Origin of the sequence: Marinilactibacillus sp. 15R (assembly GCF_001895285.1) — a bacterium.
Classification (GTDB): Bacteria; Bacillota; Bacilli; order Lactobacillales; family Carnobacteriaceae_A; genus Marinilactibacillus; species Marinilactibacillus piezotolerans.
Genome location: NZ_CP017761.1, coordinates 1,078,691 through 1,102,068, shown reverse-complemented (window position 1 = coordinate 1,102,068; position 23,378 = coordinate 1,078,691). Strand labels below are relative to the sequence as shown.

Genomic DNA, 23,378 nt, shown 5'->3' with positions numbered 1-23,378 from the left:
CCCCGCTAATCTTTCATTTTTGGATCAAATGCATCACGTAGTCCATCAGCTAACAAGTTAAATGAAATCATCAAGATACATAGAACTCCAGCTGGATACCACATCAAGTGTGGTAAGAATCGGAAAGTTTTATATCCATCACTAATCAGCGTACCCAAGGAAGCTAACGGTGCTGGTATACCAATACCGATAAAACTTAAGAAAGCTTCAAAAAAGATCGCTGCTGGAATAGAAAACATCGTTTGAATGATAATGACACCTGATAGATTTGCAATAAGATGCTTGGTCGCAATTTTCCATGGTGATTCACCTAATGTTTGAGCTGCCAAGATATATTCCTGGTTTTTTAATTTCAATGTCTGGGCTCGAACAATACGTGCCATAGGTATCCATCCTGTAATTGCTAAAGCAATTACGATAGATGTGATCCCTGGATCTAAAACGAGTATCATTAAGATAACGACAACTAAGTTAGGAACTCCAGATAGTATTTCTAGAATTCGCTGCATAATGTTATCAACTCTTCCGCCGCTCCAGCCGGAAATCAAACCATATGTCACACCTATAGTTAAATCAAATAATGCTGCTACAAAAGCAATCAGTAATGAGATACGCGTTCCATATAAGGTACGAGAAAGTAAATCCCGACCGAGACTATCCGTTCCTAGAATATAATAGACATCTTCATCAGCATTAACCTGAGCATACTTGTCTATTCTTTCTGCTCCCGGCTGAGCTGTTCCGTTTAATCCATTGATATCAATTCCTGGTATTTTGGGCGGCAAACTTGAGTGCTGAGTAATTTGTGCTTCCGGATTATGTGGAGCAATAATTGGTGCCGAAACGGCAAGCACAATGATAATACATATAATGACCAAACTGACCACTGCAGCTTTATTTTTCTTTAATCTTCTCCATGAATCTTGAAGAAAGCTTAAAGACGGCGCTGAAATTTTTTCATTATCTTCTGTAGCTGATCCGCTAACTTGTTCGAACATATCAGAAGAAAATTTAGTGTTTTGGTCTACTATTGGATTGTTTTCTTGCGTTCCCATGCTTAATTTCCTCCTTCTGATGATACACGGATACGAGGATCAATGATTCCATATAATATATCTACTACTAATATAATAAATACAAGCATAGCAGAATAAAGTATAGTTACACCCATAATTGTTGGGTAATCGTTTGTAGTGATTGATTTAACAAATTGCTCTCCGATTCCAGGAATCGCATAAATATTTTCTACTACTAAAGATCCTGTCATTAATGCAACTGCCATCGGTCCTAGAAGTGTTATTAATGGGATTAATGCATTTCGCACCCCATGCTTGAAAGCTACACCCCATCGGCTGAGACCTTTAGCTCTAGCAAGTTCAACGTAATCACTGCCTAAGACATCTACCATTTCCGTACGAATGAAACGAGCTGAATCCGCAAGCGGCGCAATAGCTAAGGCTAATGTAGGCAATACGGATGATTTAAACCCACCATCCCACAAAGCAATCGGTAGCCATCCTAACTGAACAGCAAATACTAGTTGAAGTAAAACGGCAAAAACAAAGTTTGGAATAGATCGTCCTAGAATCGCTACAAGAGTAGAAAGAGTATCAACCCAAGTATTTTGTTTCATAGCTGATATAACTCCTAAAACAATACCAAAAAATGTTCCTAAAACAACTGCTTGAAACCCTATCTGAAGAGAAGGTCCTACTCTGGTAGACAACAATTGTGATACTGGAGTATTATCGAACTGGAAAGATGTTCCTAAGTCTCCAACAAATAAGCCCCCAATATATGATAAATACTGAACCGGTACTGGATCATTTAGTCCATACTGTTCATTCATAATAACAATTTGTTCAGCTGAAAGTTTTTCTTGGTTTGTATACGGTGTACCCGGTAATAGCTTCATTAAAAAAAACGTAATCGATGCAATCAAAAATAAGGTCAGCAGCATGTAAAACACACGCTTTCCAAAATACTTCATGTAATTTTTCATCGATTCAACACCTCCATCATTAATTGTGATTCAAAAAAATAATATATTCTATAGGATATGCTTTCCTGGTCAGAAATGCAAAATTTTTTTTTGCTTTTTTCTGAAAAAATAATCCAACATGTTAAAAATCTAAAAATCCCATTACTATTTAAATTAATCAATCGTCCTTAAATATTTCATTTTGTATTTTATTGTGATCTAAATCATTTTGATGTACATTATTGAATAGAACTTTTTATATTAAAGGAGAATGAATCATGCAAAAAAAATCAAATGTACTTACTATCAGTATTACTTCAATCATTTTAATCTTTATACTTGAATTTATTTTATATAAAGAAATCAGTTTTTTTCACACTACAAATGTTTTCTTTTATCCGGCAGGAATTTGTCTTATCATTGGCTTATTTAGCCTTGTCATTCGATCTGGAGCTTTTGATTTCTTTTATTATAGTTTTAAAAAAGCAACTCGTCGTTTAAGAAAAAATAATTTAGAAGACGAAAGTAACTTATCTGTTTCTTATCTATCAGAAACATTTGGAACTTATTACCTTTTCTTTATTAAAGTAGGTTCCATCTTAATGACAATCTCTTTAATGGCATTAATTGGCCATTACCTTTTTTAAAAAAGATATATTTCTTCACGCTAGAAAGTAAAAATTTCTAGAATTAGAGTATTAATCTTTTACCTATCTTGCCTGCTTGAATTGATCATATAAACTTACCATCAAAGAAACTCTCGTTAAGAAAAAAAGTGAGTAATATAAAGCCAGTTAAACACTCAAAAAAAGAGTGGATTTGGATGTCCACTCCATTTTTGCGGTGTTAATATTTATTGTCTGTGCTTTTTATTACTCTTTACCTTCAATATAAGTCCATTTGTATGAGTAATCTGCCCCTGTAAGATGTGCTACGATATCTTTAACATAAGGTTTTTCAAGAACTGCATATGAACGTTGGTAAATTGGAGCAATACCAGCTGTATCCATCAAGATTTTCTCTGCTTCAAGCATATCTTGCCAGCGAGCTTCCATATCATCTACGTTAGATTGTGCACTTTCAATTAATGCATCATATTCTTCATTGCTGTATCCTGATTTGTTATTACCATTATCTGAATGGAATAATTCTAAGAAGTTGATAGGATCTGCATAATCTGCTCCCCAACCAGCCATTTGAATATCATAATCTTGGTTAGTATCAGCATCAAGACGAACTTTGAACGGTACGTTTCTCAATTCGATACTTAATCCAGGTAGGTTACTTTCAAGTTGTGCTTGCATAAATTCAAGAGATTTTTTAGAGTTTTCTGAATCATCACCAAGCATTTCTAGTGTAAGTGAATCTACTCCAAGTTCTTCTAAACCAGCTTCCCAGTAATCTGCAGCTTGAGCAGTATCATATGATAACAAGTCGCCGCTTTGCTCGCGGAAGTCTTCTCCTGATTCAGGGTCTACTGATAACCCTTCAGGAACTAGACCATCTGCAGGTACTGAACCATTTTGCAATACTGTATCAGCAAAGCCTTGTTTGTCAAATGACATTGCAATAGCTTTACGGATATTTTCATTTGCTAAAGGTGTTTCTTCTCCATTACGCTCTTGGTTAAGTTTAAAGTAGAATACTGAAGAAGTAGGTTCCGTAAGTAATTCTGGATCCCCTTGTTTTGTCTGAACATAATCGCCTGAAAGTCTCATGCGATCAACTTCACCGGCATCATATAAGTTAAGAGCAGTTGAAGTTTCTTTTACTACGTCAAAATCAATGCGGTCTAATTGAACAGTTTCAGCATCCCAGTAGCTTTCGTTTTTAACTAATGACCAAGTTAAACCTGTTCCGTCCCATTCTGATAGTTCAAATGGTCCGTTATACAATAAAGTATCACTATTTGTAGCATAGTCACCTTCATGTTCTGTTACGTATTCTTCATTTTGTGGCAAGTACATTGCCAGTGTTAGTAGACTTTCAAAATAAGGTACAGGTTTCTCTAATTCTACTACTAATGTTTTGTCATCTGTTGCAGATACACCTAATTCAGATGGATCCATTTCTCCAGCTAGAATAGCTGTTGCATTTTTGACAACTCCATCAATCATGTATGCATATTCAGCAGCTGTTGCTGGATCTGCTAAACGAGTCCAAGAATAAACAAAGTCATTTGCAGTTACAGGATCTCCATTAGACCATTCAGCATCTTCTCTGATTTTGAATGTATAAGTTAATCCATCTTCGCTGATTTCTGGTTCTTCAGCAGCCATACCTAATACTAAGTCATTATCCTGACCTTGACGGTATAAACCTTCATTAACATTATTTAAGACATTGAAACTTACAGCATCTGTTGTTAACGCAGAATCCATAGTAGGAATTTCTGCACTTTCAACTACATGCAGTACTTGTTCTTCTTGTGCACCCTCTGAGCCTTCGTCTCCAGAAGTTGTATCTTCAGCAGAGTCGCTGTTACCACAAGCTGATAGTACTAAGGCACTTGTTAAAGTAATACCTAAAGTACTCCATAATTTACTTTTTCCCATTCGTTTTTTCCCCCTGTTATTAATATCTTATTATTTTGAAACAAAATAAGTAGTAACAAATTAAATTAGTTTACTCAAAATATTCTATCATCTATTTATCATCTTTGCAATACCTCCTCTTGATTTTTTAACTTTTCTCATCTTTATTAATGAACGATAGGTTACCCTTTCAAAATCTTTGAGAAATACTGTGTACCAATATGTACTCGCTATTTCCTATAAAAATTAATATGAGTGAGAGAGAAATAAAGAAAATCAAACGGGACTTTAATGGTTGCTTCAACTGACCTTAAAAGCATGTTATACTTAAGCAGTATAATTTAAAGATAGTAGTAGTTCGATTGGATGAAGATTAATCTTTAATAGTTAAATAAAGATTCTATTAATAATTAAGGAGCGATTATATGACAAGCCACAAATTAAATATCTTTCTAGAAAAAAATTTAACAGAATTAAAAGAGAACGGACTCTATAATGAAATTGATACATTAGAAGGGCCTAACGGTTCAGAAATCACAATTAATGGTAAAACTTTAATCAATATGTCTTCTAATAATTACCTTGGTTTTGCAAATGATTCAAGATTAAAAGAAAAAGCTAATGCTGCTACTGATAAATTCGGTGTAGGTGCTGGTGCTGTTCGTACTATCAATGGAACACAAAGTATTCATGAAGAATTAGAAGCTAAAATTGCCGACTTCAAGCAAACTGAAGCTGCTGTAGCTTTCCAATCTGGTTTCAACTGTAATATGGGAGCTATTTCAGCTGTCATGAACAAAAAGGATGCCATTCTTTCAGATGAATTAAACCATGCTTCTATTATTGATGGGTGTCGTTTATCTGGTGCCAAAATTATTCGTGTTAATCATCAGGATATGGATGATTTACGTGCTAAAGCAAAAGAAGCTACCGAAAGTGGTCAATATGAAAAAGTGATGTATATTACTGATGGTGTTTTTTCTATGGATGGAGATGTTGCCAATTTACCTGAAATTGTAAAAATCGCTGAAGAATTCGACTTGATCACTTATGTTGATGATGCACATGGATCTGGCGTAATGGGAAAAGGTGCTGGAACAGTTAAACATTTCGGGCTTCAAGACAAGATAGACTTCCAGATGGGGACTCTTTCTAAAGCCGTTGGTGTTGTGGGTGGATATGTTGCAGGAACACAGAATCTGATCGACTGGTTAAAAGTTCGTGCCCGTCCATTCTTATTCTCCACTTCCTTGACTCCCGGAGCTGCAGCTGCTTGTATAGAAGCTATTGATATTATGTCAGCTTCTACCGAAGAACATGATAGATTATGGGAAAGTGGTCGTTACCTTAAGGAAGGGTTAAATAAATTAGGGTTCAACATTGGAAATTCACAAACCCCTATTACCCCTTGCATTATAGGCGACGAAAAATTAACACAGATATTCTCTAAGCGTTTAACAGAAGAAGGTGTATACGCAAAATCAATTGTGTTTCCCACTGTTCCAAGAGGCACGGGCCGCGTTAGAAATATGCCAAGTGCTGCACATACAAAAGAACAATTAGACCAGGTACTTGCCACTTACAAAAAAGTCGGACTTGAATTGAATGTCATTTAATTATTCTTTATTTTAAAAGGATACAGCAGTTGAATATACTGGGTTAAGATCAGATAATGGCGGTCACAAATCCAGTCAACTGCTTTTTCTTTTGCAATAATAATCAGATTAACGGAGGGACTACCTTGAAAAAAATTTTAATTACAGGTGCATTAGGTCAGATTGGAACGGCACTAACCACGCGTTTGCGGGAGAAATACGGAGCCGATAATGTGATTGCGACAGATATTCACAAACCAGAAAATTCTACCGTGGTTGAAAATGGCCTATTTGAATACTTAGACGTTACAAACCTTACAGCAATCGAAGACTTAGTGAAAAAGCATGAGATCGATACGCTGATCCACCTTGCCGCTCTTCTATCAGCTGTTGCTGAAGCTAAACCGCAATTAGCTTGGGAATTAAATATGGGAGGATTGATGAATGCTTTAGAAGTTGCACGAATTCATAATTTGAAATTTTTCACTCCTAGCTCTATTGGTGCTTTTGGCCCTCAAACGCCTAAAGACCAAACCCCACAAGTAACTTTACAGCGTCCAACAACGATGTATGGTGTAACAAAAGTCAGTGGAGAACTCCTTTGTGACTATTATTATCACAAATTTGGTGTAGACACCAGAAGTGTACGTTTCCCCGGCTTGATTTCATATGAAGCTTTACCTGGTGGGGGAACAACAGATTATGCGGTCGATATCTACTACGAAGCCTTGAAGAAACATGCTTATACTTCTTTCATAGATAAAGGTACATACATGGATATGATGTATATGCCAGATGCAGTAGAAGCAATTATTCGCCTAATGGAAGCTCCCGCAAATCAACTTATCAATCGTAATGCGTTTAACGTCAGTGCAATGAGTGTTTGTCCAGAAGACTTCGAAAAAGCCATCCAGAAGCATATATCTGATTTCAAATTATCATTTGAGGTAGATCCTGTTCGCCAGACGATCGCAGAGTCATGGCCAAACTCAATTGATACTACTAGTGCACGTGAAGAATGGAATTTTTCTCCCGAGTATAGTCTCGAGAGAATGACCACTGATATGTTAGAGAAGTTAAAAGAAAAAAGTAAAGCTTAATTGAACTGAGATACTAAAAAGGCAGAATTGCAATCAATAAAAGGAATGCGATTTTCTTGAACAAGAAAATCGCATTCCTTTTTTACATTTAAGCTGTTACTTTCTTCACCGACTGCTTATTTCAGTAAGTTTAATCTCAATTATTAATCGTTCATAGCTTTTACTGACAATAAACGTTTATCTTTTCAATAATTATCTATTTTTATTTTTTCAGTAATAACTCTATTTAATACCCTTATCTATTTACTACTTCAACAACTGGTCCTTCGCTAGTACCTACGATGACAGTATTGACACAATTTAAGAAAAGTCCATGTTCAACTACTCCGGTTAACGAATCTAACCATTTCGCTAATTTTAGTGGTTCTTCAATTAGACCCATGTTCAAATCAATAATCAAATTACCCGAATCAGTTACCAGTTGTTTTCCTTCTTTATCGTTTCTCCAAGTTGGCTTGTAACCTTTTTTCTCAAATAATTTAAATAGCTGACCCGAACCAAAATGAACAACTTCTATCGGCAAAGGAAATGCCCCTAGTTCGTCAACTAGCTTACTTTCATCCACAATCCAGATATTTTTATCTGACAAATTAGCGACGATTTTTTCAAATAAGTGCGCAGCACCTCCACCTTTAATTCCCTGATATTGACTAGAAATCTCATCAGCGCCATCAATGGTTAGATCAATTTTTTCTACTTCGTCTATATCTTTTAGAGGAATACCCAAGGCTCTTGCGTGATCAGCTGTTTTAAATGAAGTCGTCACTCCTACAATTTGCAGTCCATCTTCTTTGACACGTTTCCCTATAGCTTCTACCATATAATAGGCCGTTGAACCTGTTCCTAAACCAACTGTCATCCCGTCTTTCACAAATTCAGCAGCTTTATATCCTACCATTTCTTTTAAATTCATCGAATTGTCCTTTCCTTTGCTTTCTCCTATGTATCGCTTTCATTTCCATATAATTGTACCATAGATCAAATTAATTCCACGCTTCAAATTCTAAATTAATTCTTTCTCAAATATATCTTTCTTTTTAAGATTAAAAAATGATATAATTATCATTAAATATTTTTAACGGAGTGAGATTATGTATACTGCACTATCCTCAAATCTAATAGAAACAATAAAAGATCATGAACAGACAGTGCTTAATTATAGAAGGAAATTTCATGAATTCCCAGAACTATCTTTTCAAGAAGTTAAAACGAGTCAATTTATTTTTGATGAAATGAGTGCTCTTGATAATGTTGAAGTTACTCGTCCGACAAAAACTTCCGTTCTAGTTAAAATTACCGGAGCAAAGTCTGGATTGAAAATTGGATTACGTGCAGATATTGATGCCTTACCAATTCAAGAAGACCGCCCCGATATTCCATTCGCTTCACATGTAGATGGAGTAATGCATGCTTGTGGGCATGACGGACATACCGCTTTATTATTAACAGCAACAAAAATTTTGTCTGAACACACTGATCAGTTAGAAGGGGAAATATATAGTATCTTTCAGCATGCTGAAGAAAGTCATCCAGGTGGAGCGAAAGAAATGGTTGCAACCGGTTTGTTCGATGACTTCGATTTTATATATGGTCATCACTTGGTTTCAAGTTTAGATACAGGGCTTATTGATGTCAAAACTGGTGCTTGCTCTGGAAATTCAGACCGCTATGAGGTGACGATTTACGGGAAAGGCGGACATGCAGCAAGTCCTCATGAAACAATCGATCCAGTAATCATCGGAGCTCAAATTATTGATAAATTTCAAACCATTATTTCTCGGAAATTAGATCCTTTAGCTTCTGGAATTATTTCCAATACTGTATTCCAAGCAGGAGATCCAAACGCAAAAAATATTATTCCTGATAGCATTATTCTCGGTGGAAGTGTTCGTACCTTTGATGCAGATGTAAGAGCATTAATTGAAACTGAGATGGAACGAGTAATTCGCGGGACTTGTGATAGTTACGGCGCTACGTATGATTTCAATTTTCGTCATGGTTATGCAAGTGTGATTAATAATGCAGAAACTACTAAATTAGTAGAAAAAATTTCTAGAGATCTTTATCCTGAACAAATTGTTTCTTTACCACCTTTTATGGGAGGAGAAGATTTTTCTGCCTTTTCAGCTATCGTTCCTTCAACCTATTTATTTATAGGTTCTAGAAACGAAGATTTAGGATTCGATTTCCCTCATCATCATCCAAAATTTGGGTTGGACGAAAACAGTTTCTTAACTGGAATTACATTATTTGTCAGTGTTGCGATGAATTACTCAAAATTAGCTTCTAAATAAATCGACAGAATAAAAAGCCTTACTTTACTGATTCCAACAGTAATCTAATAGATTACCCGCAGTTAAACAATAAGTAAGGCTTTTAAATTATTTAATCTCTTCTCAGCATTTTAAACTCTAAAAATAAATCATTATATTTCCCTAAATACTCATAGCCAAGATTTTCATAAACTTCAAGATTTTCCATCATTTCGTCTGTGGGATAAAACTGTACATCATTAATAGTTTCTTCTGGTAATAATGCCATAGCATCTTGATTAGGTGTGCTGTATCCAATGTAGTCTGCATTTTGTGCAGCAATTTCTGGTTTAAGCATAAAATTGATGAAGGCATACGCAGCTTCTGTATTTTGAGCTGTTTTAGGAATGACCATATTATCAAACCATAAATTCGATCCTTCTTCAGGCAAGATGTAATGCAGTGATTCATTTTCCCACATCATGTCAGCTGCTTCTCCTGAAAATGTTACAGCGATAGGTGCTTCTTCCTGGATCATATACATCTTGATTTCATCAGCTACCAGGGCTTTGACATTTGGCGCTAACCCTTTCAATAACTCAAACGCATCAGCAAGTTCTTCATCGTTTTTCGAATTCAATGAGTATCCTTTTGTCTCTAGTCCAATACCGATGATCTCTCTTGCTCCATCAATCAGCATAATATCTTCATTATATTCAGAATTCCACAGATCACTCCATGACTGAATTTCATCTTCGCTGATCATTTTATCATTATAAATAATCCCTAAAGTGCCCCAGAAGTAAGGAATAGAGTATTGATTATCAGGATCAAAAGCCAAGTCTAAAAACGCTGGATCAATATGCTCCAGTCCTTCTATTTTAGAATGATCAAGCGGAAGTACCAGTTCTTCTTGAATCATACGATCAATCATATACTCACTTGGTATGGCCAGATCATACGCTGTTCCACCTTGTTGAACTTTTGTGTACATTGCTTCGTTTGAATCAAACGTTTCGTAAACGACGCGATACCCTGTTTCTTCTTCAAATTGTTCAAGTAATGCTGGATCAATATAATCTCCCCAGTTAAAGATATTCAATGTATCGGAACTCGCAGTTCCTTCAGAACGGTCTACATATAAACTTCCAATGTATAGCAATCCTGTAACACCTAAGATGATTACAGTAAGTTGAACGAGCCTTTTCATTAAGGAGACACCGCCTTCTGGTGATTCGCTGAATCTATATCCGTTAATTTGCGTTTTCGGTTTCGTTGTTGTTTTTGAACAAAATAATAACCACTTACTAACCCTAATGCCAGAATAAATAAAATGGTACTGAGGGCATTGATTTCCAAGCTGATTCCTTGTCTTGCTCTAGAATATATTTCAACAGACAATGTTGCAAATCCATTTCCAGTAACAAAGAATGTCACCGCAAAATCATCTATAGAATAGGTGAATGCCATAAAATATCCTGCTAAAACCCCTGGCGTAATGCTTGGAATAATGACACTTTTTAATACTTGCCAGTTATTGGCACCTAAATCTTTTGCTGCGGTAATCATATTCAGATTCATTTCTTGTAATTTTGGTAACACCATCAAAACAACAATGGGAATACTGAATGCAATATGAGAAAACAAAACAGAATAGAATCCTAATCGAAAGCCAGCCATTGTAAAGAGTAATAAAAAGCTAGCACCTATAATTACGTCTGGAGAAACCAGCAGAACGTTATTCAACCCTAATAAAGCTGCTTGTGTTTTTCGTTGGCTTACGAAAAAAATCCCGATTGCTCCCAGCGTTCCAATAATTGTTGCTATTAAAGAAGAAAGCAGTGCAACTCTAAAAGTATCTAGTGCTATTCGAATTAATCGCGTATCGTCTGCAAGTGACCCATAATGTTCTGTTGTGAAGCCGGTAAACTCGTTCATCGTTCCAGCCTGATTAAAAGAATAATAAATTAAATAGATAATAGGCGTATAAAGTAGAGCAAATATTAAAAATAAATAGGCATTCGACCAACTAAATTTTAACTTTTTCATAGTTTACGAGCCTCCTTTTTACGTCCAGAGGTCAACAGCATTATGATAATCATCAACAATATCAGTACGATACCAATCGTAGAACCCATTCCCCAGTTTTGTGTCACGAGAAAATGCTGTTCAATGGCCGTTCCCAAAGTAATGACCCTATTTCCACCGATCAACCTTGTTAACATAAATAGTGATAATGACGGAATAAATACAACTTGTATTCCACTTCTTACTCCTGAAAGAGATAAAGGAAAAACAACTGTTTTGAAGGTATCCCAACTGCTTGCTCCTAAATCACGGCTAGCATGCAGTAATGAAGAATCAATCTCTTCAATCGCATTGTATATCGGAAGGAGCATAAATGGAATTTCAATATATGTTGCAACTAGCAAGAAACTTGCATTTGTAAAGAGTAACTGCTGTCTACCAATTCCGATCCAGTCAAAAAATCCATTTATACTACCGTCCTGACTTAGTAAACCAATAAAAGCATAAGCTTTAAGCAAGACATTGATCCATGTAGGTAAAATCAGCAAGAGCATCCATAAATCTTTGCGTTTTGTCTGTGTTAAAAAATAAGCAGTTGGATAACTGATACAAAATGTTAGAAGCGTAATGATAAAAGCATATACAAATGATTGCAATGTCATGGTTAGGTACGTAGCTGAAGTAAAATAAGTGAGAATATTATCAAATGTAAATTCTCCATTTATCCCGATAAAGGACTGATACACAAGTAATCCGATTGGAATAAGAACAAATAAGCCAATCCAGATAAAATAAGGGAAAAAGAGTACTCTGTTTTGCTTAGACGTCATAGTTCAACTCCACTCCCTTTTCAATATCAATAGCTGCTTGTACACTAGTACCACTGTTGATTGCATATTCTGCTAGACGAGTATTGAAGGCTTCTTCTGTTTCTCCTATACGCATAATGTGGATATCTCTTGGTTCAAATGCAAGGCCTACTTCATCACCAACTTCTGCTTTACGCGTCGTATGGACCATCCATTCGTTTTCTTCTGGATCTTCTCCGATAATTTCGTAATGGACACCTCTGAATAGTTGCGATTGAACTTTCACTTTCAAGTTACCCAGTACTGGTCTAGTCATTACCAAATCTTCTGGTCGAATCACGATTTCTACTTGTTCTTCTTCAGTCATTCCGCCATCCACACAATCAAATATCTGTCCGGCAAACTCTACTTTGTAGTCTTTAATCATTTTCCCAGTAACAATATTACTTTCTCCAATGAAATCTGCTACATAATTATTCAAAGGTTCGTCATAAATATCAATAGGTGTACCACTCTGAATGATTTCACCTTCTTTCATAACAAAAATCTTGTCACTCATAGCCAGTGCTTCTTCCTGATCATGGGTAACAAAAATAAAAGTAATTCCTAGTCGTTGTTGTAGTTCTCTTAATTCATACTGCATTTCTGTTCTTAATTTCAAATCTAGCGCTGATAAAGGTTCGTCCAGCAGTAATATCTCAGGTTCATTGATAATTGCTCTAGCGATAGCAACACGTTGGCGCTGCCCACCAGACATTTCTGAAATTTCTCTTGTTTCAAATCCTGTTAAACGAACAGATTTTAATGCTTCTGTTACTTTTTGTTTTATTTGATTCTTGGGTAACTTCTTTATCTTCAATCCGAATGCAACATTGTCATATACATTCATATGAGGAAATAAAGCATAATCCTGAAAAACTGTATTTACTTTACGTTTATTAGGTGGTAGAGTGTTGACTTTTTTGCCATCTAGAATAATAGATCCAGAAGTGGCTTGAGTAAATCCTGCAATCAAATTTAAGATTGTTGATTTCCCACAACCTGACGGACCTAACAAGGTATAAAATTTACCTTTTTCTAAATCAAAAGAAATATCTTTTAAGATCATGTTTTCATCGAATTGTTTGTGAACATTTTGAAACGAAATTATGGTATTTTCCGCCACAGTCTAACACTCCTTTTAACTACTTTTTCATAAAATATTGTGAAACCTATATAATTATATCTTTAAGTGGGATAAAATCAATCACTTTTACCGATTATATCTTACAATTTATTAGTCTCTTATTCACAATTGAATGTTATTTTTCCTATATTTCTTGTAGCAACAGATATTATAAAGTTGAATTAAACATTTTAAAAACGACCGTTCCAATAGAACGATCGTCTTAAGAATGAATATCTATTTTATTTTCACAGTGAATAATATGATATTTTCAAGAAAAAGTTACTACACTTTCCTTGAAAATCAATTATAGAATTAATTAGAATCCCGCATTTTCCAAAATTGTTTCACAAACTTCATGGCTCTGCAAAACAGAGTCCAAAGGTACTGGATTCACTCCATTTGTTTCCACAGTTTCTAAGAAAACATCAATCATTGAAGCAAATCCTCTTTTATATAGTGTGTTCTCCCAGTCGCCATAGGACTTGCTGAACAAACCCGATTCATTATATCTTGTAAAATCTGCAAGATTTTCTAAACGCACAGTCTCATTCGAACTTTGGACTTCCATTGTTTCAAGTCTTGCTCCTGATTCTGTATTTACTGAAACCATTGTATTAGCTGATTCTGACTCCAGCATTACCCATGCACGTTTCAATGCGTCTTCTGTACCGACTATTCCAGTACCAATGATTCTGACAGGACCATCCACCATGTGTAAAGCTGTATCGATTGGATGAATCATCAAGTCATATATACGATATCTTGAAGCCTTCGTCGGTTGATTAGCCTGATTTTTTTGGAAAAAGATCATATTTTTGTTCTGAATTTCTTTTAATTCTTTAACTCTTGGTGCAAATCTGCGATTGAATCCTGTCATTAGTAAAGTATTTGTCTCTTTAGATAGTTTAATCAGTTCTTTAGTTTCCTCTAGTCGATCACTGATTGGTTTATCCACAAATACTGCAATTCTTTTTTCAAGCATAGCACGAATAATTTCAGCATGGGTAGTCGTAGGAGTGTGAATAAAGACCGCATCTATATCCAAATCCAATAGATCTTCCCAATCTGTATGTAATTGCTCAGCATTTATTCTATATTTTTTTCCTAAAACTTCTAGTTTTTCTTTATTTCTAGTGCTCAAATGCCATTCTACTTCTGGATGTTCTGTCATCATCATGGGTAAATAGGCTTTTTGTGCAATAGTCCCTAATCCAATCACGCCAACTTTCATTTAACTTCCTCCTAATATTTTATAATGCTTTTCTACTTTCTTCTTATATTATATAGAATTTTAAGCGTTTTAATATAATAAAATAATAAAAGCATACCTATCAGACATTTTTATTTTAAAAATAGTCTTCCTTGTATGCGTTTATTTAAAGCTCGTCAGCTAGTTGAACGGATTGTTCAGCATTAATTTTCTTCTTGAACTCCTTTGTTGCTTTTTTGATGATATTCTTCGCATGTACAATCTCGGTTTCAGTTGGATCTTCCCCAATAATGCGGACTTCAGTTTCTAATTGAACATCGTCTTTATCTAAAATAACCTCTTTAATATGTTCGATCAATTCAATATAATCTGTTGCTGTTGCCTGATTTACATTTACAATAAACCCTGCATGTTTTGTAGAGATCTGAGCTCCACCCCAAACCAACCCTTGTAAACCCGCTTCTTGAATAAGCTTACCTGTAAAGTAGCCTGTTGGACGTTTAAATACTGACCCGCACGAAGGATATTCAAGAGGTTGTTTTGTTGTACGGAGCATTGTTAATTCATTCATACGCTCGATAATTTTTTCTTGATCCCCTTCAGTTAGTAAAAATGTCACATCAATTACGATATCGCCTGTCTGCTGAATTTTACTGTTTCGATAAACAAATTCCATTTCTTCATTTGTTACTTCTTTTAATTCTCCTGTACGAGATAGTACAGTAACTTTCTGAATGACATCTTTAATTTCTCCATCGTAGGCTCCAGCATTCATGAAGACAGCACCACCTACACTCCCCGGAATCCCGCAAGCAAATTCAAGTCCGCTCAAACTGAAACCAGAAGCTTTTTTACTAACATCAATCAAAGCGGCACCAGCTTGTGCCACGATAGACTTTTCATGTACAGAAATCTGATCCATTTCAGTTAAAATCAGTGTGACTCCACGGATCCCACCGTCTTTAACGATTAAATTACTGGCATTCCCTAAAATGGTCAACGGCCAATTCTTTTCATGAATATAAGTTACGATTTCTGCGATTTCTTCTTTTCTTTTAGGGAATACTAGTACATCTGCAGGTCCACCAGTTTTTGTATAAGTATAATGCGCTAAGGGCTCATTTATTTTAATAATTGAATCTTTAAATTTTTGTTGGAATATTTTCAAGTCCATGTATCTTTACGTTCCTCTCAATATAATATCCGTTCTAGTCTGGTAGGCAATTTTCTGAAAAACTAAATTATCAGTTATTTTTTATTTTAACATGAATATACCATATGTAATAGTTATAATTCTAATTGTAACTAAACCGACAACCTTTTCACTCTAAAACATCATCATTCATTAATAAACGTACAATTATAATCTTTCGTTTTTACATTTCAGATTATATTAGATATGATTAGAGTAACATATATTGGAGGAATTACTTATGAAATTGATATCTTGGAACGTAAATGGCTTACGTGCGATTGTTCAAAAAGATTTTTTGAATCAATTCAAAAATCTAGATGCTGATTTTTTCTGCTTACAAGAAATCAAACTTCAAGAAGGACAAATTGACTTGGAATTTGATGGATATACTTCCTATTGGAATTATGCAGATAAAAAAGGGTATTCTGGAACAGCTATTTATACTAAATATGATCCGAAAAAGGTTAGCTATGGTATCGGTATTGATGAACATGATTCACTAGTGTTGCATTAAATAATTTAACTGTTTCAACACATAAAAAAGTCCTTTATAATGGGGTTGGATGACTTATCCAAGACCAAAACAAAGGACTTATAGCATGGATAAGTATAAAACAAAAATGACCATAAATAAATGGTTTTCGTACATTTCTTTAGAAAAATTAAGTGAAACGTCTCGACAGGTTATCGGTCAGTTTAATCGCTATTCAAAAAAGTTAACGTTTAAGAAAGTACTGAAACTCTTTCTCTATGCGATTAATGATGAAACCGATAGCCTACGGCATTTGGATCAACAGTTGGTCAACCCAAAATTAAAAAAAGTGATGGGTATTGAGTCTATTAGCTATTCTCAATTGTCACGTGCCCTGCGAAAGATGGAACCCTCCGTATTGATGGATATTTTCACGCAATTACTTTCACTGGTTCATGAAAAAACAGCGGTGCAATCAAAAGAAAGAGTGTTCTTAATTGATTCGTCCACTTTTTCACTGAATAAAACGCGGTATCCCTGGGGCACGTTTCGCCCGACTAAGTCGGGAATCAAACTGCACTTAAAAGTCTGTCATATGAAAGAAGGATGGGTGCACCCTGAACAATTCGAACTGTCCAATGCCTCTGAACACGACCATGATCACTTGAACGTCTTTATTAATGAGAAACGGGCGACCTATGTTTTTGATCGCGGGTATCTGGATTTCACTCAGTTTGATCAAATGAACTGGGAGGGCTACTTTTTCGTCTCCCGCATTAAAAAGAATACAGCCGTTCATGTTCAAGCGCACTTGGAAGTGTCTCATGAATCAGGGATTATCAGTGACCAATTGGTTCAGCTGGGCAAATCGACCTACCTGACGGGGTTGTTTCGTTTAATAACGATTGAACGTAAGCATCGATCGAATCTGCGTATCCTGACGAACCGAATGGATCTTTCAGCAGAGGACATCGGAAAAATGTATCAATCAAGATGGCAGATCGAGTTGTTTTTCAAGCATATCAAACAACATTTGACCATTAAAACGTACTATTCACAGTCTGAACAAGGTGTAGAGAATCAGGTGATTCTTGCGATGATAGTCTACTTATTGACGTTACTGATGAAACTTGAATTAAGGTTGAAATCAAGCCTCTTCACAATTTTGAGACAAATCAGAGCGTTACAGTATGAACCGTTTGAGTGTTTCAAAGCATCGTTCGCACCTGGTTAAGTGAAAGAAAGTGCAAATAGACTAAGCGACAACTGAATAACCCTAAAAATTTCTGGAAAAAGTCATCCCTTGCGCCAGCAATTGACTTTTTTGGAAATTTTAATGAAAACTACTTGTGATTAAAGTAACAATATATAAAAATCATTTATTCTAAGTTTTATGCAACACTAGTGAACATGATTCAGAAGGTAGAGTAATCACTTTAGAATATGATGATTACTTTATTGTTACTTGCTATACGCCTAACTCTCAGTCAGAATTGAAGAGAATTGATTATCGTTTACGCTGGGAAAAAGACTTTCAGGCTTACATCCGGTCCCTTAATTCAGTAAAACCAGTAATTTTATGTGGGGATTTAAACGTAGCTCATAAAGATATAGACTTAAAAAATCCTGATAGTAATCGCAGCAGTGCTGGATTTTCTGATGAAGAACGTTCTCAGTTTACTGCATTCTTACAAAGTGGATTTATAGATACTTTCCGCTACTTCTATCCTGACCAAGAGGAGATCTATTCTTGGTGGAATTACCGATTTGGAGCTAGAAAGCGGAACGCAGGATGGCGTATTGATTATTTTGTAGTTTCAAAACAGTTAGAAGACAAATTGGTAGATGCTAAGATCCATACTGACTATACCGGTTCAGATCATTGTCCCGTAGAACTACAAATAAGATTATAAACCAAAAGACTTTCTTGAGAAACTCAAGAAAGTCTTTGTGCTTTTATACATATGGATATTCAATAATTTCAGCTTCTGCTTCATCTATTACAACAGACGTAAAAGCATTTGCATTATGGAACATTCTCTTACAATCTTCACTAAGACGAATGATCTTAAACGTTTTACCCGCATCTTCATAACGCTTTGTGATGGAGCTGATCGATTCAACAGCTGAATAATCTGAAACTTTAGCATACTTCAAATCTAGAATAACTTTATCTGGGTCATTATCAACATCGAAAAGTTCTTTGAAATTTAATACAGATCCAAAAAATAGTGTACCATTGATTTTATATGTTTTTTCTCCGACATTCGTTTCTTCAACATTAGCGTAGATAACTTTCCCTTTTTCCCAGGCAAAAATCAAAGCTGAAACGATAACGCCTGCAATAACTGCTGTGGCTAAATCAGCAAAAATTGTAATAACAGATACGACTATCACGACAAGGATATCCTGTGCAGGAACTTTTCCCTTGTATCGTAAACTTTCCCATTTAAAAGTTCCAACTACAACCATAAACATTACTCCAACAAGTCCAGCTAAAGGAATAGCATTAATGAAACCTGAACCAAACATAATGAAAAACATCAACGCAGATGCAGCTACAATTCCAGATAAGCGATGTCTCCCGCCAGACTTAATATTTATGATGGATTGACCGATCATCGCATCTCCTCCCGTACCGCCGAAAAACCCATTAACGGTATTAGCAAGTCCTTGTGCAATAATTTCCTTATTCGTTCTTCCTCTTGTATTTGTCATTTCATCAAGCACTTGTAAGGTTAAGACCGCTTCTGTCAGTCCAACTAACCCGCCAATTACAGCATAAGGGGTAATAATACTTAATGTTTCAAGGTTTAAAGGTACTTGTGGAATATGAAACTCTGGTAATCCTCCTACAATTTCCATACCGGCAAAGTCTTGAACATTCTGAAGATGAATACCATATGATCCTAATACAACTGCAATGATCGTCATTACAACGATTGCAACCAAACTTGAAGGAATCGCTTTGGTGAATTTAGGAATAAAGTGAATCATCAGCATAGTGAATCCTACAAAAGCAATCATGAGTGTTAGATCAACCCCTTACATCCAAACTGATTCTGTTACAGATACACCATCCACTTCTGTTACTTGATTAACTTTAAATTGATCTAATTGAGCTATAAAAATTACAATAGATAGTCCATTTAAAAACCCTAGCATAACTGGATATGGAATTATTCTTGCATATTTACCTAATTTTAAAAGTCCTATACTGACTTGAATAATACCCACTAACAACACCGTCGCAAAAAGATATTCCAGCCCATGTGTTGCAACTAATGATGCAAACACAACTGCCATTGCTGCTGTAGAAGAACTGATCATTCCAGGTCTTCCGGTAAATATTGCCGCAACTAATCCAATGATAAAAGCAGTCTGCAAACTAAGTATTGGACTGACACCTGCTACAAATGCAAAAGCGATCGATTCTGGAATCAGTGCTAAAGCAACTGTTAGTCCTGATAACACATCATTTTTAGCTGCTGACTTATTATCTTTTAAAAATTGCAATGGTCGAAACCTACCATTCTTCAACAAACTATTATTTCCCATTCTATTCTCTCCTTTTTCAGCTATTCTATCCTAGCAGCTGCAATTAAACATGTTAACACATAAATTATTTAAAACAATGAAAAAATCACTTATAAGTGAATAAGTTAATTTTTAAGTGTTTCCATTATGAGAGTTCTCTTTTTTTAACCTGTTATTCATGCTATCATGTCTCTAGTATGTAAAAACTCAATCGAGGTGCTTTTATGGAAATCGGACCCAGAATCAAAGAACTTAGAATCGCTTCAAATATGACAGCCAAAGAATTAGCGCACAAAATCGACATATCTCCTTCATTCATTTCAGCAATCGAACATAATTCTACTAAACTATCTTTAAAGACTTTGGAGCATCTCTGTGAAGCATTAAATGTCAGTCTGGCAGAATTTTTCAATGACGAGATCAGCCCCATCGAGAAAAAATTGATTTCATTGATTCAATCTTTACCCGAAGAAAAGCAGTATGATCTATTGAAATTTTTAGATGGTTTAGTTATTAAAAGATAAATATATATCACTTTAAAATATGTAAAATTTAAATATCTTGCTTTTAAACATATACTTTTATATAATGAGTTCGACAATAAAATATGCTTACGGGAGTAACTTGCAGTGCAAACTGTTACAGTGCCACCAACCGTAGATAGTTCATATCTGCTGGTGCTGTATTAAATAGTGAGACGTATGCGGAGATTTTCCAACTCCGCATACGTCTTTTTCTATCTATTAGGGACCCTAAAACAGAAGAGAAAGGATTAAATGAATGAATTTTTATCAGCAATCCCCTGAAGATGTATTATCTTCTTTAAACACGACCGACAAAGGTTTAACTTCTGAGGAGGTTAAGAAGAAACAAGAGGAACATGGTTACAATGAATTAGAACAAAAAGATCGTCAATCCTTATTTTCATTATTTATTGACAGCTTCAAAGATCCTATGGTTATCGTTCTACTGATTGTTGCCATTATACAAATCGTTTTAGGAGAGACAATCGAATCTATTATCATCCTTACGGTTCTGATTATCAATTCTATTTTAAGCGTAGTTCAAACTCGAAAAGCAGAGGATTCATTAGCTTCGTTGAGAGACATGGCTGCGCCATCTGCAACAGTGGTTCGTAATAATAGCACACAGAGTGTTCCTTCTAAAGAGATCGTAGCAGGGGATATCGTTATTCTTGAAGCCGGAAACAATGTCCCGGCTGATGGTCGCTTACTCGAAGCTGAGTCTTTACAAGTTGAAGAAGGCGCCTTAACTGGGGAATCTGTTCCTTCTGACAAAGAAGCGATTATGATCAGCGAAGAAACTGCTTTAGCCGATCGAAAAAATATGGTCTATAGTGGAACGCTTGTGACTTATGGTCGTGCTCGTTACGTAGTTACTGGAATTGGTAAAGAAACCGAAATGGGCAAAGTTGCTGAACTGATACAAAACGTATCTGCTAAGCAAACTCCACTCCAACGTAAGTTAGAATCCTTCAGTAAAAAATTAGGATTTGTGATTCTTGGTTTATCAGTATTGATCTTTGCAATTCAGGCATTCAGAATTTTCACTGGTGAGGGACCTGAAGATCTGCAAATTGAGTTACTCAATGCTTTCATGTTTGCAATTGCTGTAGCTGTTGCCGCTATTCCAGAAGCATTACAATCCATCGTAACTATTGTATTGTCTGTTGGAACAAATAAAATGGCGAAAAAACATGCTATTATACGTAAACTTCCAGCTGTAGAAACCTTGGGATCAACAGGTGTCATCTGTACAGATAAAACAGGCACATTAACTCAAAATAAAATGACTGTTGTACAAGCTTACCTTCCCGAACACAAACAAGAACTCTATTCATCTGAACCAACTGATTGGTCCTTTGGTGAAAATAGATTAAATCAGATCGCTGTATTAGCAAATGACTCTTCTTTAAATGAAGAAGGCGAAGCAAGTGGCGACCCAACTGAAGTTGCTCTAATTAATTACAGTAATAAAATCGGACTGCCATTTTCTGATTTACGTAATAAATTTCCTAGAATTGAAGAATTACCTTTTGACTCAAGCCGTAAATTAATGTCTACTTTACATGAAATTGATGGTGAAAAGCTTTTACTAACTAAAGGTGGTCCGGATGTCGTATTCAAACGCTGTTCAAAAATTTTGATCAATGGCGAAGTTGTAGAAATGACAGAAGAGTATTCCAAAACACTTTATGAAAAAAATGAAGAGTATTCTAATCAAGCTTATCGCGTATTAGCGTTTGCCTATAGACCATTATCTAAAGAAGCGTTAGATTTAGAAGATGAAAATGATCTTATTTTCGTAGGTCTGCTTGCTATGATTGATCCACCAAGAGAAGAAGTTTCTCAGGCAATCAAAGAAGCAGCAGAAGCTGGCATTCGTACAGTTATGATTACAGGTGACCATAAAACAACCGCTCGTGCAATTGCTCTTGATTTGAACTTGTTCAAAGAAGATGATATTGCTTTGACCGGTCAAGAACTAGATGCTTTATCTGAAGAAGAGTTAATGGAAAAATTAGAACATATCAGTGTTTATGCACGTGTTACTCCAGAAAACAAAATCAGAATTGTTCAAGCTTGGCAAAACAAAGACCAAATTACTGCAATGACGGGAGACGGAGTAAATGATGCTCCTGCCCTTAAACAGGCAGATATCGGAATCGCAATGGGAAGCGGAACAGATGTGTCGAAAGATGCTTCTGCTATGATCCTGACAGATGATAATTTTGTTTCTATCGTAAGTGCTGTTGCCGTTGGTCGAAATGTTTACAGTAACATCAAAAAAGCAATTGCCTACTTGTTCTCAGGTAACTTAGGTGCTGTTGTTGCCATCATTGCTGCGCTACTCATGAATTGGATCAACCCATTCACAGCTTTGCAGTTATTGTTTATCAACTTAGTGAACGATTCCATTCCAGCTATTGCTTTAGGAATGGAAAAAGAAGAACCACATATTATGAAACAAAACCCAAGAGATCCTAACGAAGGGATTTTTACTGGTCAGACCTTACAATCTGTCATCTTAAGAGGATTTACAATTGGTATAGCTGTTATCATTTCTCAAGCTCTTGGAATTTACTATTTCGATTCACCAGAAATCAGTGTAGCTATGGCATTTACCACATTGATTTTATCAAGAACTTTACAAGTATTCCCTGCTCGTTCGAATACTCAAACATCATTACAGGCAGGGTTCTTTTCAAATAAATATGTTGTTGGAGCATTTGCAGTATGTATGACACTTTATGGAATTACCATGCTTCCATTTATACGTCCAATTTTTGATATTCCAAGTACATTTGGATTAACAGAGTGGTCAATTGCGGCCGGTCTTGCACTAGCAACTACGATTATTCTAGAATTAAAAAAACTTGTCTTTCCATCAAAATTAGCTGATTAGTTCTAACTATCGGCTGATACAAATATTTCAAAAAGCCACTAGAGAAATCATTTTCTGATTTCTCTAGTGGC

At 35.6% G+C, this 23,378-nt stretch carries 18 protein-coding genes and 3 pseudogenes; 9 read left to right on the top strand and 12 right to left on the bottom strand.

What is annotated here, in order from left to right; all coding sequences use genetic code 11:
• Positions 1–5 precede the first annotated feature (5 nt).
• Both opp3C and opp3b read right to left on the bottom strand, forming a co-directional pair.
• Positions 6–998, bottom strand: a complete 993-nt coding sequence (gene opp3C, locus BKP56_RS05380; RefSeq protein ID WP_269466210.1) for an oligopeptide ABC transporter permease — start codon at positions 996–998, stop codon at positions 6–8.
• A 59-nt stretch (positions 999–1,057) separates the two neighbouring features.
• The gene (gene opp3b / locus BKP56_RS05375; RefSeq protein WP_072694146.1) at positions 1,058–2,002 is read right to left on the bottom strand and encodes an oligopeptide ABC transporter permease; all 945 of its coding nucleotides are present in this window, start codon (positions 2,000–2,002) and stop codon (positions 1,058–1,060) included.
• Positions 2,003–2,259: 257 nt separating this feature from the next.
• On the opposite strand from opp3b, the gene BKP56_RS05370 reads away from it, so the two are divergent.
• Positions 2,260–2,628: a DUF3899 domain-containing protein gene (locus BKP56_RS05370; protein ID WP_072694145.1), complete on the top strand. Its 369-nt coding sequence runs from the start codon at positions 2,260–2,262 to the stop codon at positions 2,626–2,628.
• A gap of 225 nt (positions 2,629–2,853) precedes the next feature.
• Here the strand turns inward: BKP56_RS05370 and BKP56_RS05365 are convergent, their stop codons facing one another.
• Positions 2,854–4,536 carry a peptide ABC transporter substrate-binding protein gene (locus BKP56_RS05365; RefSeq protein WP_072694144.1) on the bottom strand — a complete coding sequence of 561 codons (1,683 nt, stop codon included), beginning with the start codon at positions 4,534–4,536 and terminating at the stop codon, positions 2,854–2,856.
• Between the two features lie 404 nt (positions 4,537–4,940).
• On the opposite strand from BKP56_RS05365, the gene BKP56_RS05360 reads away from it, so the two are divergent.
• Positions 4,941–6,131, top strand: a complete 1,191-nt coding sequence (locus BKP56_RS05360; RefSeq protein ID WP_072694143.1) for a glycine C-acetyltransferase — start codon at positions 4,941–4,943, stop codon at positions 6,129–6,131.
• A gap of 125 nt (positions 6,132–6,256) precedes the next feature.
• Positions 6,257–7,210, top strand: a complete 954-nt coding sequence (locus BKP56_RS05355; protein WP_072694142.1) for an L-threonine 3-dehydrogenase — start codon at positions 6,257–6,259, stop codon at positions 7,208–7,210.
• 235 nt (positions 7,211–7,445) lie between these two features.
• Here the strand turns inward: BKP56_RS05355 and rpiA are convergent, their stop codons facing one another.
• A complete protein-coding gene (gene rpiA, locus BKP56_RS05350) occupies positions 7,446–8,123 on the bottom strand; it encodes a ribose-5-phosphate isomerase RpiA (RefSeq protein WP_072694141.1) in 678 nt (225 codons plus the stop codon).
• 178 nt (positions 8,124–8,301) lie between these two features.
• On the opposite strand from rpiA, the gene BKP56_RS05345 reads away from it, so the two are divergent.
• Positions 8,302–9,504, top strand: coding sequence for a M20 metallopeptidase family protein (locus BKP56_RS05345; protein WP_072694140.1), 1,203 nt, complete (start codon positions 8,302–8,304; stop codon positions 9,502–9,504).
• 91 nt (positions 9,505–9,595) lie between these two features.
• Here BKP56_RS05345 and BKP56_RS05340 read toward each other — a convergent pair whose 3' ends face one another.
• From BKP56_RS05340 to murB, 6 genes are all read right to left on the bottom strand, one after another.
• The gene (locus BKP56_RS05340; protein WP_072694139.1) at positions 9,596–10,672 is read right to left on the bottom strand and encodes an ABC transporter substrate-binding protein; all 1,077 of its coding nucleotides are present in this window, start codon (positions 10,670–10,672) and stop codon (positions 9,596–9,598) included.
• Positions 10,672–11,511, bottom strand: a complete 840-nt coding sequence (locus BKP56_RS05335; RefSeq protein ID WP_072694138.1) for an ABC transporter permease — start codon at positions 11,509–11,511, stop codon at positions 10,672–10,674. The genes BKP56_RS05340 and BKP56_RS05335 overlap by 1 nt, the downstream gene beginning before the upstream one ends.
• Positions 11,508–12,320: an ABC transporter permease gene (locus BKP56_RS05330; protein WP_072694137.1), complete on the bottom strand. Its 813-nt coding sequence runs from the start codon at positions 12,318–12,320 to the stop codon at positions 11,508–11,510. Before BKP56_RS05330 ends, BKP56_RS05335 begins: the two co-directional genes overlap by 4 nt.
• Positions 12,310–13,407 (bottom strand): ABC transporter ATP-binding protein, encoded by a 1,098-nt coding sequence (locus BKP56_RS05325; RefSeq protein ID WP_072696000.1) that lies wholly within the window; start codon positions 13,405–13,407, stop codon positions 12,310–12,312. Before BKP56_RS05325 ends, BKP56_RS05330 begins: the two co-directional genes overlap by 11 nt.
• Positions 13,408–13,783: 376 nt before the next feature.
• Entirely contained in the window at positions 13,784–14,698 is a 915-nt protein-coding gene (locus BKP56_RS05320) for a Gfo/Idh/MocA family protein (RefSeq protein WP_072694136.1), read from the bottom strand.
• A 145-nt stretch (positions 14,699–14,843) separates the two neighbouring features.
• On the bottom strand, positions 14,844–15,851 hold the full coding sequence (murB, locus tag BKP56_RS05315) for a UDP-N-acetylmuramate dehydrogenase (protein WP_072694135.1): 1,008 nt from the start codon (positions 15,849–15,851) through the stop codon (positions 14,844–14,846).
• Positions 15,852–16,110: 259 nt separating this feature from the next.
• Between murB and BKP56_RS05310 the strand changes: the two are divergent.
• From BKP56_RS05310 to BKP56_RS05300, 3 genes and pseudogenes are all read left to right on the top strand, one after another.
• Positions 16,111–16,368, top strand: a pseudogene (locus tag BKP56_RS05310) (endonuclease/exonuclease/phosphatase family protein); the annotation flags it as partial.
• A gap of 103 nt (positions 16,369–16,471) precedes the next feature.
• Complete coding sequence (locus tag BKP56_RS05305; RefSeq protein WP_072693882.1) at positions 16,472–17,578, top strand: IS4 family transposase; 1,107 nt, start codon at positions 16,472–16,474, stop codon at positions 17,576–17,578.
• Between the two features lie 172 nt (positions 17,579–17,750).
• Positions 17,751–18,257, top strand: a pseudogene (locus BKP56_RS05300) (exodeoxyribonuclease III); the annotation flags it as partial.
• A 43-nt stretch (positions 18,258–18,300) separates the two neighbouring features.
• Here BKP56_RS05300 and BKP56_RS14000 read toward each other — a convergent pair.
• Together BKP56_RS14000 and BKP56_RS13995 are read right to left on the bottom strand one after the other, a co-directional pair.
• Positions 18,301–18,816 carry an STAS domain-containing protein gene (locus BKP56_RS14000; RefSeq protein ID WP_232226958.1) on the bottom strand — a complete coding sequence of 172 codons (516 nt, stop codon included), beginning with the start codon at positions 18,814–18,816 and terminating at the stop codon, positions 18,301–18,303.
• Positions 18,793–19,902: pseudogene (locus BKP56_RS13995) on the bottom strand (SulP family inorganic anion transporter); the annotation flags it as partial. The gene BKP56_RS14000 and the pseudogene BKP56_RS13995, both read right to left, overlap by 24 nt.
• Before the next feature lie 203 nt (positions 19,903–20,105).
• Here BKP56_RS13995 and BKP56_RS05290 point away from each other — a divergent pair.
• Positions 20,106–20,405, top strand: a complete 300-nt coding sequence (locus BKP56_RS05290) for a helix-turn-helix domain-containing protein (RefSeq protein ID WP_072694134.1) — start codon at positions 20,106–20,108, stop codon at positions 20,403–20,405.
• A 256-nt stretch (positions 20,406–20,661) separates the two neighbouring features.
• Positions 20,662–23,307, top strand: a complete 2,646-nt coding sequence (locus BKP56_RS05285; RefSeq protein WP_072694133.1) for a cation-translocating P-type ATPase — start codon at positions 20,662–20,664, stop codon at positions 23,305–23,307.
• Positions 23,308–23,378: the final 71 nt, after the last annotated feature.

What these genes read in the sequence shown, in the direction of transcription:
- opp3C (WP_269466210.1), bottom strand. Translation starts at nt 998, where the DNA reads ATGTTCGAACAAGTTAGCGGATCAGCTACAGAAGATAATGAAAAAATT.
- opp3b (WP_072694146.1), bottom strand. Translation starts at nt 2,002, where the DNA reads ATGAAAAATTACATGAAGTATTTTGGAAAGCGTGTGTTTTACATGCTG.
- BKP56_RS05370 (WP_072694145.1), top strand. Translation starts at nt 2,260, where the DNA reads ATGCAAAAAAAATCAAATGTACTTACTATCAGTATTACTTCAATCATT.
- BKP56_RS05365 (WP_072694144.1), bottom strand. Translation starts at nt 4,536, where the DNA reads ATGGGAAAAAGTAAATTATGGAGTACTTTAGGTATTACTTTAACAAGT.
- BKP56_RS05360 (WP_072694143.1), top strand. Translation starts at nt 4,941, where the DNA reads ATGACAAGCCACAAATTAAATATCTTTCTAGAAAAAAATTTAACAGAA.
- rpiA (WP_072694141.1), bottom strand. Translation starts at nt 8,123, where the DNA reads ATGAATTTAAAAGAAATGGTAGGATATAAAGCTGCTGAATTTGTGAAA.
- BKP56_RS05345 (WP_072694140.1), top strand. Translation starts at nt 8,302, where the DNA reads ATGTATACTGCACTATCCTCAAATCTAATAGAAACAATAAAAGATCAT.
- BKP56_RS05340 (WP_072694139.1), bottom strand. Translation starts at nt 10,672, where the DNA reads ATGAAAAGGCTCGTTCAACTTACTGTAATCATCTTAGGTGTTACAGGA.
- BKP56_RS05335 (WP_072694138.1), bottom strand. Translation starts at nt 11,511, where the DNA reads ATGAAAAAGTTAAAATTTAGTTGGTCGAATGCCTATTTATTTTTAATA.
- BKP56_RS05330 (WP_072694137.1), bottom strand. Translation starts at nt 12,320, where the DNA reads ATGACGTCTAAGCAAAACAGAGTACTCTTTTTCCCTTATTTTATCTGG.
- BKP56_RS05325 (WP_072696000.1), bottom strand. Translation starts at nt 13,407, where the DNA reads ATGATCTTAAAAGATATTTCTTTTGATTTAGAAAAAGGTAAATTTTAT.
- BKP56_RS05320 (WP_072694136.1), bottom strand. Translation starts at nt 14,698, where the DNA reads ATGAAAGTTGGCGTGATTGGATTAGGGACTATTGCACAAAAAGCCTAT.
- murB (WP_072694135.1), bottom strand. Translation starts at nt 15,851, where the DNA reads ATGGACTTGAAAATATTCCAACAAAAATTTAAAGATTCAATTATTAAA.
- BKP56_RS05305 (WP_072693882.1), top strand. Translation starts at nt 16,472, where the DNA reads ATGGATAAGTATAAAACAAAAATGACCATAAATAAATGGTTTTCGTAC.
- BKP56_RS14000 (WP_232226958.1), bottom strand. Translation starts at nt 18,816, where the DNA reads ATGGTTGTAGTTGGAACTTTTAAATGGGAAAGTTTACGATACAAGGGA.
- BKP56_RS05290 (WP_072694134.1), top strand. Translation starts at nt 20,106, where the DNA reads ATGGAAATCGGACCCAGAATCAAAGAACTTAGAATCGCTTCAAATATG.
- BKP56_RS05285 (WP_072694133.1), top strand. Translation starts at nt 20,662, where the DNA reads ATGAATTTTTATCAGCAATCCCCTGAAGATGTATTATCTTCTTTAAAC.